The following is a 13,486-nucleotide window of genomic DNA, read 5'->3' as shown; positions in this document are numbered from 1 at the left end:
CTTAATAGAATTTTGCATTTATGATTCTAATCATTCTACTTGTCTAAAATCTATTAACCCTATTATAACTTGGTTCACATACTTTTCTAAATATTTATTACTTTACCGTCCTTTAGTTATTTTTCTTAATCTTAGAGAGTAACTTTTTATGAAAGTTCGAATAGAAGTATGGTGTACGGGTGATGAACACAAACAATTTTTTTAAAAAAACATCAAAAAAAAGAGCTAGTATAGATACTAACTCAGGAAAAGGAAAACTTTTCACAATAATTCTCTCCTCATCAGGATTAAGCCACCTTCAAGCAAAGTATACTCACACCCTTAGCAATCCACGGAAGCCCCTAGCAGCATAGTAGGATTCCGCTCCATTATGATATACAAAGACTGTGTCATAGCGACGATCACAAAAGATGGCCCCACCTAGTTTTCTAATCCTTTCAGGTGTTTTCACCCAGCTTGATGTTTTATTATCGAAATTCCCAAGGCTTTGCAACTCGCGATATTGTTCTTCAGTTAAAATCTCAATCCCCATATCAGCAGCCATGTCCATAGCGCTGTTTTTAGGTTTGTGTTCTTTCCTTGACTCCAATGCTTCACGATCGTAGCAAACGCTTCTGCGACCTTTTGGGCTTTCCACTGAACAATCACAAAAAATATATTCGTCTGCCTTTTCATCATAACTAATGACATCTGGTTCACCACCAGTTCGTTCCATCTCATTAAGTGACCACAGTTTTTCTACATTACCTTCTAGCTTTACTTGTACTTTATTCCATTCAAGCCCCTCGTGGAGATTCATGTTTTTCCCAAAACGGACTTTCAATGTATTGAGTATTTCTTCTCGTTGTTCAAGTGACAACTCCCTTTTTTCATTTGTCATACATTACCTCCTCGTTTTCCTTTCAAAACTTAATATTTATGATTTTCTACAATAATTGATAACAAAATACATATTCGTGGGGATGTTATAATAAAAATGGATAAACCTTGAAAATATAATCTAATGACAGAAGGGAAAATGTAGGATGCCTCCACGTGAACTTACCAAAACAGTTAAGCTCAGCCTCAATAATGGTCTCTTAAACGAAGATTGCATTGGATGGGCACGCCAACCTTTAATAGACTGTAATGTAAAAGGAAGCTTTCTTCGCAAGAAAAAATGGAATTACTGGTGCGTTACTACCCCCGAAGTACTATTTTCAGCAACAATCTCACATATTGATTATGCTGCTGTTATGTTTGTCTATCTTCTTGATTTAAAGACTCTTAATTTCTATGAAAAAACAACTCTAGTTCCCTTTGGAAAAAATGTTCATATGCCAACTGGTGTTTCCGAATCCATCTCATTTGAAGGAAAAGAAATGACTATCCATTTTAAAGAGGTGGGAAATAAGACGACAATTCATGTCCAATGTCAGAACTTTGGCGAAAAAGGAAAGGCGATGAAAGCAGAAATTCATTTAACAAGGCCAAAGGATTATGAATCCCTAAATGTTGTTGTCCCATGGAGTAAAAAGCGATATCAATTTACATCCAAACAACCTGCTATACCAGCCACTGGAGAAATCATTTGGGGTGAAGTTGAATATAAGTTTAATGCTAAGGAAGCCTTTGGATGCCTTGATTTTGGCCGAGGAATATGGAAATATCGTACCACCTGGAACTGGGCATCAGCAAGTGGTCTCATGAATAATAGAAGTGTTGGTCTTAACTTTGGTGGTAAATGGACAGATGGTACTGGTCAAAATGAGAATGGCCTCATCATTGATGGCCGATTACATAAGATTCATGACAACATTATGTGGGATTATGATACACAAAATTATATGAACCCCTGGATGTTAAGAACGCAGGATTCCAACCGTATCTCTCTGGTCTTTACCCCCTTATTTGAGAGGATTGCAACGACAAATGCCCTCATCATTCAATCCAGTGTACATCAGATGATTGGTCACTTTGATGGTGTGGTAGTAACTGATGAAGGTGAAGAGATAAAAATTAATAGCATGCTTGGCTGGGCAGAGGATCACATGGCAAAGTGGTGAAAATGTAAAGAGGGGAAGCAAGGGTTTAGACCTTACTTCCCTATATTTGGACTAATACTTGCAAACTAATTCTTTCATAAAATAGCCTTTTAATTACCCTTAATCATATATTACTTCCGGTTAGTTCATGCCATTTTAGTGAAAGGAAAAACCATCTTCCTTACTTACAACATTAGTTTCTTCTAATCTGTCATTTTCGTATTATCTTTACGGACACTAGTTCCGTTAATACTTTTATTAAAAAATTTACAAAATCAATATCTTTATCATTGAGTTCTTATTAACTAATTTCCCCTTCACCTTAGATAGTCATTTCCCGATTATTAATATCTAGCATTTCCATCTTTACAATACCTCCAAGATATTGTGACACTAGTTCAGCCAATTCTTTAAGCGCCATTTGAAACTCATCGATTCTTGATTCATCGATTAATTCAATACAAAGGAACGCGTTTTTTGTATTTTCCGTTAGCATCGTCCTCTGTGCTTCTCGCCAATTCCAACATCGGCATATGGCCCCGACATCATCTTTATAAACAATCTCTCCTTCATATGGCGAAGCATTTTCATCACTTCCCAATGGAAGAAAGGCTTCATGACCATCTGCCTTCGTTAGTCGAATATCACCTACAAAAGTGTCGATATCCTCCCCACCACATGGAAGTCCATAACGCATTGAAATGGTATTATATATATCTACAAGCGGATTAATTGTTCCGATATGATTGCCGTTTTTCACTCTTTTTAATAGGGCTTCAATGGAACATCTTGCCCCTTTCTTCGTTTTAAATTGTTTAAATGCCTCTCGCCAAACAGATATGACCGGATTTCTACTAAATTCCTCTGCATTAAAGAATTTATCTGCTTCTTTCTCTGCTTCCTCCAATAGCTTCTCGTAGATTTCAACGTCCCTTATTGAATTATCAATCCCCTGACAAGTCACAATGCCGATTTTTGCATGAGGGAATAACAACCAAAAATCTTCTTCAATGATAAATTTAGGCATAAAATATCTCTCCATTTCAGTATTCATAAGGAAGCTTGGGGACGGTTCTCTGCTTCCAAATCAAGAGCAGGAAGCAGAGAACCGTCTTCGATTTTTTCAGTTATTGTTACGTAACCTTCTCAATGACCTGCTAAATCCCATATACGGAAAAAACGTAAAGATAAAACAAATAATAAGTGCCATCATGACCAAAACTGTAATAAATCCCAAATCAATTACATTTGTTGCAAGAAACCATACGATAAGCAGAATTCCAAAGATACTCGCCCACTTACCGCTCATCTTCTGATTTCTTTGAAGAACATCCTCTTCTGATTCCCTATCACTAAAGATGGGGTTTAGTTCCTTCCTTCGCTCTAAAAATCTGATGGCCAGGGCCTATAACCACTGGACTCCAGCCACTAGCTTCATAATATGATAGCATGTCCTTTTCGACTTCCATCTCAGTGTTTAATGTATAATCATAATCGCAAGGTTCACCTTCTTCAAAGCGATAAAAAATACCTTTCAACTCAACTAGGTGCCAACCTCTTTTACTCATGTCTTTCAAAAGCCTCATATCACGATTAGGCATCATTGCCAAACCACCGCACATTTTATATTTAGCCATTGCCTTTACCTCCAAAGCACTTTTTCTGCAATCGTTATCAAATTCTTACGATAATCAAAGTTCCTTTTTAAGATCTTTCGTCCTTCTTCCGTGACTTCATACAGAATCTTTGCATCCTCTTCACCAATATCCAAAATCCACCCAGCACCCTTTAGCTTCTTGAGGGTCGTATACATGGTTGCAGGACCAATCTCAACCTTACCATCTGTCATGTCCATAATTTGTTGCATTATCCTGTACCCATGAATTGGTTTAAGCGTCGCCAAAAGTATCAAAAAAATGCTATCAGTTAGTTCCCCAGTTTCAAATGGGCTTGCCTTTGCCATAATTCCCTCCTTATATCCATCATTGATATAGTGTATTATATCAATGATGGATATACATTGCAACAATAATATTAATATTTGCGAAAGTTCCATACCTTTACTAAAAAACGACATATTTTAATATTATCTAGTAGCATGGGCTTATTAAATACATCCAAACTGCAGAAAAAAGCTCTTGGAAACAGCAGCAACGCCATTCCAAGAGCTTCTATTCCTATATTTTCTCCAACTGACACACCATCTCCACATGGCACAGGAGGATAAAATAAAATCCTTTCCAGTCATTAATTATTAGACATCAAACAATCTGTCTCCAAATGGATTGGCTGGGCAGCATTAATGTATTTAAAACGGTTCGTTTTCGGACAACATATCTATGCCTTTTTGGCCGTGTCGGTAGGTGGGAACATATAGACCTTCTATATATTTAGTTAATAATTTCACCTTTGTTTTTAGCTGATTTTTCGTTCCATTCACGTCGCTCAGTAGTTGAAAGTTTCGTCCACTCATTTACTTCACCAATAATTCTTAAAGGTTCCTTTGAGCGATAAGAACGTGTTAAGTTACCGGGGAATTTCTTGTCAGTAACATTTGGGTCGTTTTCAAAATCACCTGTTGGTTCTATTATATAAATGCGTTCTCTTCCTTCTCCTTTTGCTAAGGCTGCTGCAAGTCCTGCACCATTGACATTAGCAGTGAAATAAATGTGGTTCATTTTGAGCCCAGGTTTGTAATTTGAATTTCCTCCCGCTACTAGTAAATCACCAACCTTCAAATCTGCCTTTGTCCCATGGTAAAACGGTCCTACATCAGAAGGTGCACCCTTAGATGAGTTTGACAATTCATCATTTCTTTTTGCATTCTTAGAATCACCCAACTCCTCATAACATTTGGCGATGTTTGAATATAATGTTGGGTATGCACTCTTAACATTTTCATCATTTATTTTTAGCGCACACTGTAGAGATGTTTCCATCCATTTTAATTCTTCTGCAATACTCTTTTGCTGACGAGCTAAATGATATGCTGCAATAAATCTTTCATAGTCATCCGTTGCTTCGTTCCATGCTTTATGAAACATTGTGAGCGCATCCTCAATGTTTCCACTATCCTCCAACTCCAACCCACTCACACAGAGTTTAATAACAACATTGTTTGGATTAAATTTCATATTCAACTAATCTTGCCTCCAAATAAATTGATTCATTCATTCTTTCCATAGCTATTCATTTCTGTAGATTGAAATGCCACTGGATTTCTCCAAAGTATCTTTGAAATATTTCAAAAGGTATTCAAATGTCATTTGAGTATATCTGTTCTCGGGAACATATCCATTACGTTTTTCGTACTATCGGTAGACGGGAACATATCGACCTTTAACAAACAGTCTATATTTGCCATTTTATACATATTATCAGTGAAGTTACTCACCTTTTTGTGCCGTAGTAGAGAGGCCACGAGTCTATGGATTGTTCATTAATTGCTCTAACCCTGCTTCGGATGTTAACATTTCAAGATTATTAAATATTTCCTCTTCGCTCCAATTCCACCATTGAAGCTTTAGCAAGAATTCAATCTTTTCATCACTAAAGCGTTTTTTGATAAACTTAGCTGGATTCCCACCACATATTGAATAGGGTTCAACACTTTTTACTACTGTTGAGTTAGTAGCAATAATCGCACCATCTCCAATTTTAACACCTGGCATTATGGTTACATTTTGACCTATCCACACATCATTGCCAATCACTGTGTCACCCTTAAAAGGAAGTTGTTCTATTGTAGGAGTCACTTTTTCCCATCCACAGCCAAAGATATTAAAGGGATAGGTTGTAATTCCATCCATTCTATGATTAGCACCATTCATGATAAACTTAACACCCTCTGCCATTGCACAAAACTTGCCTATAATGAGTTTATCGCCAAGAAATTCGTAGTGGTGCTCTATATTATCATAAAATTTCTCAGGAGACTTATTATTATCGCTGTAATAAGTGTATTCACCAATCTCAACATTTGGTCTTTTAGGTAGATTACTTATATAGCAAACCGTCTTTATATTTTCATTCGGATAAAGCTTTTTCTTATCTGGCCCCGTCATTGAATATGGGCTCCTTTCAGGTATTCAACCTCATTTACTAGTCTTTGAAGAATCTCTATTCCTTTATTTGTGCAATCTACATCAGTTGATATTAAGGAAATAACCTTATTGACCCTTTCTTTGTAATCGCTTGGCTTGATCTTAAAATCTTCAATCATCTTGACAGCCTTTTTTTCATTTATACAGTATTCTTTATTTACTGCAAATAAGACTTGATTAAGGGAAGATATGCTTCGAAAGCAATGTCCGCAAACATAAGATACATCATCTTTATCTATATTGTTCTCAGCAAACATTAAAGAGAAACCTGCCTCAAACATAAAAAACTCAGTTAATCCTTTCTGCAAAGCGGCTGGATAACGCTCTGCTTGCCTTTTAACCTCATAAAATTTTTCATCCTTAGCATATTGTATCTTGCAGATTGCCAATTCTCCACGATACATAGCACTTATATAACCATGGGGATGCCCGGTCTGATAATTGGCAGTAACAATTCCTTGCTCCGTATCTTTGATTATTTGTTCTACCCGTTTTATATCACGTAAAATCAAGTCAACATGACGCCCGTTTATAACTAACCATCCGCCACCATTAACCCAATCACCCCATGATCCGGGAGGTACAACAAGGTTGTTTCTATCCTCATCATCCAACTCTGTAGCAATTTGGTTAATCGCTGTCAGGTCAAATGATTCTGAATTGTAATAGATTCCGATATCTATATCAGAATCCTCTGTATAAGTGCCTCTTGCACGTGAGCCCCCTAATACAATGCCTTCTATGCAAGGCAAAGAAGATAATTTTTCTGTCACTGATTGAATAATATTATCTATCATACTGAATCACTCCTTTCAATATCAAAAGCTATACCTCATACTGAGAAATACCCTTTTTTGCAAAATGTTCCTAATGCTTTACGTCTATTTCTATGGAAAGGGGCCTTCAAAATTCACTTTGAAGGCCTTATTTCCCCTGGTTAGTTGTCTAACCTACTTAGTGTTTAGATAAAATCCTTAATCTCTTTCACTAGCCACTTACAATTTATCATATGAAAAGTAAAAAAATTATCGGACTAAGTTTAATTTCTTATCTTTGATTTCATATATCACATCAGCCACATTTTCGAGTAACCTTTTGTCATGGGTGATAAACACTATAGTTCCAGCATACTCCTTCATTAATATTTCCAAAGCCTCTAAGCTTGGTATGTCAAGGAAGTTGCTCGGTTCATCCATTAGTAGGATGTTATATCTACCCATAAGCATTTTAGCTAGCAACAATTTAATAATTTCCCCGCCGCTTAAAACAGATAAGCTTTTTTCAATATCGTTTTGCTTAAACCCCATTGATGCTAGCACTGAACGAATTTCTGAAACATTGTAATCACAATCCTCCTGTATAAACTCTATGACTTTCTGATTGCTGTTGTACTTGTATCCATTTTGTGCAAAGTATCCTATTTTTGCCTTAGGTGAAGTAGAAATTCCATCTTCATGGTTTAAGATCATTTGGATTAAAGTTGTTTTTCCTGTTCCATTACCACCAGTTACAGCCACTTTTGCTCCAAGAGGAATTTGAAAAGATGCATTTTCAAACAATACCTTATCTCCAACTATTTTATTAATTTCCGTACCGACAATAGGATATGGATTGTGGAGCTCCAATGCTTTACTTTGCCTAAAACGAATCCTGCGAGTGTCTTCTGGAGCTTCTACATTTCCTAAGGCTGCAATCCTATGCTCGAGCGACCTAGCGGCATTATGCAACTTTTTTTCCTTACTTCCCGTTGATTTTTGATGAGCTAAACGCCCTCCCCCTTCAGTACTTTTTTTCTTTGGAGCACCCTTTGCCTTCTGTTCAATTTTACGAGCCTGTTTTCGCTTTTCCTCCGCAGCCCTTTCCAATCGGGCCCGTTCCGCAATAAATTGTTCGTATTCTGCAGCCTGACTCTTGCGTTCTTCCTCTTTCTGACGAAGATAATCAGAATAGTTTCCCCAATACTCAGTGATTTTGCCATCTTTCAGTTCCCATATTTTATCTACTATTTCATCAAGAAAATAGCGGTCATGGCTAATAACTAACAGTGCACCTGTATAATATTTTAGCTGACCAATTAGAAAATCAATTCCTTCGCGGTCTAAATGGCTCGTAGGTTCATCTGCTAAAATACCATGAACCTGTGCTGATAAAGCCTGTGCTATTTTAAGCCTTGTTTCTTCACCACCGCTCATGGTCTGTATATCTAATTGCTCAACACCGAGCTTGCCTACAAGTGCATAATCTTTTTCCTCCTGTAAATGTACTTCTTCTAACTGAGGGATATAAGCAAGTTCACCCAAACAATTCATTTTGCATCCTGGGGGAGTTAATTCTCCTAAAAGCACCTTGAGTAAAGTGCTTTTTCCTGAACCATTTGCTCCTACTAAACCAATACGGTCATAATCATATACTTCTAATTCATCTATATCTAAACAAGTGCGTCCTTTTAATTCCACACGAATGTCTTTTGCTTTTAATATCAATTCCATAACATTTCCTCCTGTCTATAATCGCATGTTTTCATTTGCTTGTACGCAGGGAAAACCCTACGACTTTAGCAGGAAGAATTACATGAAAATTAAATACATAAAAATGGCCCTCCTATGAATTTTGTTTTAAAGTATTCCATGCTGATCAAAGGAAACATTGCATTAATTGGCATATAAACAAAACTATATAGTGTTCCTAAGAGCAATAAGGCAAATAATCCTATGTTTTGTCTCAGTACGACAATTCCTTCTTTCATTTCTCTTATGAAATTTGGTTCCAAACTTTACATTTGATCACCCAGCTTAGGAATACGTACAATTGCTACCGTAATAGATGCAATCACAGCACCCAATACATCGATGGCAATAATAGCATTTAAATCCCAAACGGAGTATAGGAGTGCTGCAACTGCCGGACTAACAATATAGCTTATAGACTGCAAAGACTGACTATAGCCTGCGCATTTTGTCAGCTGTTCTTCTGATACTAAAAGTGGCGTAATCGCATTGATTGCTAGGATATGAAAAGCTGTTCCAATGCTACGGATAAACAATACTACCATAACCATCCAGACAGGTAGCTCCATATACAATGCAACAATAGCAAGCACTGCCCCAGCTGCTGCGATAATTAAATCAGCACCAATCATTATCTTCTTCCTATCATGACGATCCACTAGCACCCCAATGGCAGGTCCAAAGACCGCATAGGGTAAAAAAACCTACTAGTGAAGCCATAGACAAGACCATCGCAGATCCTGTTTTTTCTGTAAGGTAAAATATAATCGCCATTTGCAGGATGGCACTAGTGATTAATGATACTGCCTGCCCTGCCCATATTGTATAAAACTCAAGTTTCCAATTTCTGTATTTTTCCATTTATATTTTCTCCTGCATAATTATTTTGCTTGAATTTCTATTTTGAATAGCATTCTAGGCAATAAAAAATGCAGGCCTAAATCCACAATGTGGCTTTTGGTCTGCATACATACAATTTGGAAACATTCATATTAAAAACATAGTTAAATAAAGGTATAGTTAGATAAACTATATCCTCACCGCAACTAATGAATGCTCAATATCGTATAAATAAGCACAACAAAAAAGCCTATCATCGGGGATAGATTTTGCTTTTTTTATTGCCAGCTTATCTTAAACGCATTGAGGCTGTCATAGTTTCGGTTCCTCCTAAACTCTTATTTGTATCAGCGCATATTTTAACACAATAAGTCGTTTTAAACAACGTTTAAAATTTTAAAAAAGCCGCGGGACAGTACAACAAACATATACATCCCAGGAAGATAATATTGATTTAATTATAGATTACCTGAATATACCGATAAACCATGTTTGATGCAATAAACATATAGTTTACCACCCGTAATTACAGGAAACCGACACGTTGGACTTTGTTCCGGATACAAGCGGTTCAGTAATACTCTGTCGCTTTTAACAACGGCCACAAAGGAAATATAATGTTCTTTGGTCATAGGATGGTCAAAGGTGATAAAGTGATCAGTATCCATTTCCTCTACTGTGATTTTAGTTGCGGTAAGCGAATCCATAGGCAATATACTTTCCAATTTTCTTCCACAACAGAAGATAGAGGCACTTCCTGTGCTCACCAAAATATTCCCGCAGGAAGGACAGACATAAAAACGTACTTTGTCAATGTTGCCGTTATCTGGCTTATTTGATGTAATTTCACCCTCCATCATCTGTTTCATATCAACGCCCAAAATAGCAGTTAGCTCCGGCCACAGCGATAGATCAGGACACCCTAAACCACATTCCCATTTTGAAACCGTTTTACTTTGAATACCCAACGCATCTGCAATATTTCTCTGGGTAAGGTGTTTTTCCTTTCGCAGCTTGGCAATTAAATTGCCTATTTTCACACAATCCATGCCACCACCTCCATTTCATATATCATACTACATGAACCTTGCGATTACTTGTACCAATCTTGCTGGAAGCTGCTTCAAATCGGTTATATCTAGTGTGTTTTCAGCACCGTAAAGTTCTCGGATAGCCTCCTTATCCTGTCCAATAGCTGCAGCAAGGAACTGGATGCCTTTTCGCCTAAATTCCAGCAAAGTATCTTTCATATCATACGCTGCCTTTTCACCTGTATAATCAGGCATAGCCTTAGGCTGTCCGTCACTGATGCTGATTATTAATTTGGTTTTTTGGGGCGCATTAAGCAATCTATCGGAAATAATGCGCAATGCCATACCATCCCGATTGTTGCTGCGAGCCTGAATGTTCATAAGAGCATATTTTGCATCTGCATCTTTGCTTTCAAAGTCTACATAGGCATAGACAGACATTTGCTCCAGCTTTGAGCGGTCTGCTGTATCCCCATAAACCATTATCGGAATGCCACACCCGGTGCAGAATTCATATAAAGCAACTGCTGCCTGTTTTGCTGCCTCTAAACGGCCAAAGGCTGACATTGATGCTGATTCATCAATTCTGAGAGCAACCGCAAGGGAGGGTTCTTCCTCTGGTGGGCGCTTGCGAGCAAATACGCGAAAATCCAAAGAAGCGGCCTGATCCGCACAGAATTTTGTGCCATATAGTTGAAATTTAGCGAATTCAGAAGAAACTTCATGCTCTAAAAGTGGGTTTGTTTTGCGGATTAGTTCTCGAGTGACTGGTAGCAAAGTAGCAGCCCTGTTATGATACTCTTCCATGTTCCCCGTGGTAGCTTCAGGGAGGTGGACAATAAGCTTGATTTCTTCATGGCAGCTGCCTTGAACACTTTGCCGTGCTTCTCTGTTCAACTGTTTACGAAATTCCTTTTTTTGTAATTCGTTTGCATCTGATTTATCGAGCTCATGATAGAATGGAGTGCCATTTTCTCCATTATCATTGCTTGAAATATCAGTATTTTTATCACTGCTTGTATCAGAATGCCCCTCACTGTCTTCTGATTTTCTCAGACGCAATGTATTTTTATCAGCTTGATCTGTCTTGGCAGAGAATTCTCCATTTTTGGAAATATTAAGTTCAATTAAATCTGGATTCTCTCCGTCTGAATGGGAATGACAGATGATATCCAATTCCTCAAGCTTATCTGTCAAGCCATGACTTACCAGCGCCTGCTCTAAAATGGCAAGCTCCTGTGGGTCAGTGGTAATTTTATAAAGTACCTTATGATAAAGAGTATTTTGTACCGAGGCACCGCTTTGAACGGCATCAACCCAAAAGATATAGGATCGCATCCCAGCCACACCTTTAATTGCATTAGCCCGAGCTGTTTCATCCAGCAGCATAATTGTCTCGGCTAAAAGAGAAAGAACATTTTCAGATTGATAACCAGTCTTAGCCTTTGCCCGTTCCATCATAACTTCTTTAGGTGGTAAATCCAGTTTTTCTGCATGTTGTACTCTATCACGCAAAGCTTCATTTAAAGGGCGGTAGCCATTGTAGCCTCGATTTGTTGTTATAACGGCAATGAAATCAGGATGACGATGTACAATTCGGGTAGGTAAGTTTAGACTGCCATCTGGTTCTAATGCAGAATTTAAAGCCATTAAAACAGCAGCATCCCTAATCACTGTGGGTTCCTGAATCTCCAAGAGCCATCCATTTTCATACGCACGTACAATTTCTGATGGATAATATCGATATTCAACAGTATCTGATTTATCACCTTTTTTCTCCAGTACCGGAAGAATAGAACCCAGTACATCGGATTTATCCATATCTGCAAAACAGGTTACTTTAGTATAAGGCAAATTAAAATCAGCAGATAAAGCTTTGGCAAGCTGAGTTTTTCCCGAACCTGCATCACCCTCCAGCAAAATGGTACTGATTTTCATTTCGCCGCGGTTCCAATTTCTTACTATTTCTTGATATATACGTTTTTCTGCTTCACTTTCAATATGTGAAGGCGGTTTTTGCCAGACAAGAGATTGTTCCTCTTCTGTCAGCTGTCTGGCAGGTGATAGAATACGGGTCTGTTTCATATTAATAAAACTCCAATTCTTCTAAAATTCGGCTAAGTATCCGCCTACGTTCCCCAATTAATTCTCCTAAATCATTCAGACTCTGGGCAAATGCCTTGATGTCCTCATTGATGTTTTGATTGTCTACACACACTTCTATAGGTAGCACATCACCTTGTACCCCAACACGTTCCACGAGAGGTTTTTCCGGGTCATATAAAAGGGGGAGTCGGTAAGCCTCCTTAAAATATATCAATGTTCTCAATAAAAAGATCATCAAGTCGAATACTTGATGAACAGGCAGCTCCTGTGCCAAAATCAATTCCCCATCTTTATTATTTTTCCAAATTTGTGCTGCAATCTGCATTTTTTTATTTTCTTCTAATCTAGGAGCACCTAATGTTAAACGTTTGATGTCAGATTGATAGGCATTTCTGCCATCTATACGGTCATAACCATTTGATACAATAACAACTTTTTCATTCATCGCCATATCCTCCTTGCATTTGGATCATCAGCGAGACACTGCTCTCTCAAACTTTCTAATTCTGCTGTATGATCTTCATGTGGGTCATCATACTTTAACACTTTAATGACTGATAGTTCAAAGCCTTCCGAGCCATATTTGTTCCAAAGTTCCTGTAATCGTTTATTAGGATGCCAGTTTGCTGCCAATTTCATATTATTACTGTTAAAGTCTGATTTTGTATCTTTGGAGATACCCAAAAATACCTCGCCAGTTTCTCTACAACGGTAAGATATTACACCTATTTCAGGATGTCTATTTTTATAGGCTTCTAAAAGCTCTCTTTTTCTTTTAATATCCATTTGTCTTCACCTCGACTTTATTATGTACTTATATACTTTAAAACATAATCCACGCTCCGTAGACCAATTAAATGCATTTATCCAATCTT

General features: G+C 37.6%; 15 protein-coding genes and 1 pseudogene. 2 read left to right on the top strand and 14 right to left on the bottom strand.

Annotation, left to right across the window (positions count from 1 at the left end; all coding sequences use genetic code 11):
- Positions 1-313: 313 nt before the first annotated feature.
- Positions 314-880, bottom strand: coding sequence for a DUF4256 domain-containing protein (locus BQ6100_RS00955; protein WP_075979968.1), 567 nt, complete (start codon positions 878-880; stop codon positions 314-316).
- A 145-nt stretch (positions 881-1,025) separates the two neighbouring features.
- Here BQ6100_RS00955 and BQ6100_RS00950 point away from each other — a divergent pair, with 145 nt between their 5' ends.
- Positions 1,026-2,045 carry a DUF2804 domain-containing protein gene (locus BQ6100_RS00950; RefSeq protein WP_075979967.1) on the top strand — a complete coding sequence of 340 codons (1,020 nt, stop codon included), beginning with the start codon at positions 1,026-1,028 and terminating at the stop codon, positions 2,043-2,045.
- 301 nt (positions 2,046-2,346) lie between these two features.
- Here BQ6100_RS00950 and BQ6100_RS00945 read toward each other — a convergent pair whose 3' ends face one another.
- The 4 genes from BQ6100_RS00945 to BQ6100_RS00930 all read right to left on the bottom strand — a co-directional run bounded on the left by BQ6100_RS00945 (position 2,347) and on the right by BQ6100_RS00930 (position 3,987).
- A complete protein-coding gene (locus tag BQ6100_RS00945; RefSeq protein ID WP_075979966.1) occupies positions 2,347-3,051 on the bottom strand; it encodes a B3/B4 domain-containing protein in 705 nt (234 codons plus the stop codon).
- A gap of 96 nt (positions 3,052-3,147) precedes the next feature.
- Positions 3,148-3,333: a hypothetical protein gene (locus tag BQ6100_RS21080; RefSeq protein WP_141770124.1), complete on the bottom strand. Its 186-nt coding sequence runs from the start codon at positions 3,331-3,333 to the stop codon at positions 3,148-3,150.
- A gap of 43 nt (positions 3,334-3,376) precedes the next feature.
- Positions 3,377-3,661, bottom strand: coding sequence for a DUF2812 domain-containing protein (locus BQ6100_RS00935; RefSeq protein WP_075979964.1), 285 nt, complete (start codon positions 3,659-3,661; stop codon positions 3,377-3,379).
- Between the two features lie 5 nt (positions 3,662-3,666).
- Complete coding sequence (locus tag BQ6100_RS00930; protein WP_075979963.1) at positions 3,667-3,987, bottom strand: PadR family transcriptional regulator; 321 nt, start codon at positions 3,985-3,987, stop codon at positions 3,667-3,669.
- 135 nt (positions 3,988-4,122) lie between these two features.
- Between BQ6100_RS00930 and BQ6100_RS21780 the strand changes: the two genes are divergently transcribed.
- Positions 4,123-4,251, top strand: a complete 129-nt coding sequence (locus BQ6100_RS21780; RefSeq protein WP_261798565.1) for a hypothetical protein — start codon at positions 4,123-4,125, stop codon at positions 4,249-4,251.
- Positions 4,252-4,414: 163 nt separating this feature from the next.
- Here BQ6100_RS21780 and arr read toward each other — a convergent pair whose 3' ends face one another.
- From arr to BQ6100_RS00885, 9 genes and pseudogenes are all read right to left on the bottom strand, one after another.
- Positions 4,415-4,828, bottom strand: a complete 414-nt coding sequence (gene arr, locus BQ6100_RS21945; protein ID WP_390622428.1) for an NAD(+)--rifampin ADP-ribosyltransferase — start codon at positions 4,826-4,828, stop codon at positions 4,415-4,417.
- A gap of 621 nt (positions 4,829-5,449) precedes the next feature.
- The gene (locus BQ6100_RS00920) at positions 5,450-6,088 is read right to left on the bottom strand and encodes a Vat family streptogramin A O-acetyltransferase (RefSeq protein WP_075979961.1); all 639 of its coding nucleotides are present in this window, start codon (positions 6,086-6,088) and stop codon (positions 5,450-5,452) included.
- On the bottom strand, positions 6,085-6,924 hold the full coding sequence (locus BQ6100_RS00915) for a nucleotidyltransferase domain-containing protein (protein WP_075979960.1): 840 nt from the start codon (positions 6,922-6,924) through the stop codon (positions 6,085-6,087). The genes BQ6100_RS00920 and BQ6100_RS00915 overlap by 4 nt, the downstream gene beginning before the upstream one ends.
- Before the next feature lie 228 nt (positions 6,925-7,152).
- Positions 7,153-8,616, bottom strand: a complete 1,464-nt coding sequence (msr(D), locus tag BQ6100_RS00910) for an ABC-F type ribosomal protection protein Msr(D) (protein WP_075979959.1) — start codon at positions 8,614-8,616, stop codon at positions 7,153-7,155.
- Between the two features lie 128 nt (positions 8,617-8,744).
- Positions 8,745-9,495: pseudogene (locus tag BQ6100_RS00905) on the bottom strand (MFS transporter); the annotation flags it as partial.
- A 437-nt stretch (positions 9,496-9,932) separates the two neighbouring features.
- Positions 9,933-10,523 carry a helix-turn-helix domain-containing protein gene (locus BQ6100_RS00900; RefSeq protein ID WP_075979958.1) on the bottom strand — a complete coding sequence of 197 codons (591 nt, stop codon included), beginning with the start codon at positions 10,521-10,523 and terminating at the stop codon, positions 9,933-9,935.
- Between the two features lie 27 nt (positions 10,524-10,550).
- Positions 10,551-12,590, bottom strand: a complete 2,040-nt coding sequence (locus BQ6100_RS00895) for an AAA family ATPase (protein WP_075979957.1) — start codon at positions 12,588-12,590, stop codon at positions 10,551-10,553.
- Position 12,591: 1 nt separating this feature from the next.
- Entirely contained in the window at positions 12,592-13,056 is a 465-nt protein-coding gene (locus BQ6100_RS00890) for a DUF6530 family protein (protein ID WP_173719799.1), read from the bottom strand.
- Positions 13,053-13,397 carry a GIY-YIG nuclease family protein gene (locus BQ6100_RS00885; protein ID WP_075979955.1) on the bottom strand — a complete coding sequence of 115 codons (345 nt, stop codon included), beginning with the start codon at positions 13,395-13,397 and terminating at the stop codon, positions 13,053-13,055. The genes BQ6100_RS00890 and BQ6100_RS00885 overlap by 4 nt, the downstream gene beginning before the upstream one ends.
- Between the last annotated feature and the right edge of the window lie 89 nt (positions 13,398-13,486).

It is taken from the genome of Bacillus massilinigeriensis, assembly GCF_900117315.1.
Taxonomy (GTDB): Bacteria; Bacillota; Bacilli; order Bacillales; family Cytobacillaceae; genus Bacillus_BE; species Bacillus_BE massilionigeriensis.
This window is presented reverse-complemented; position numbering and strand designations above follow the sequence as displayed.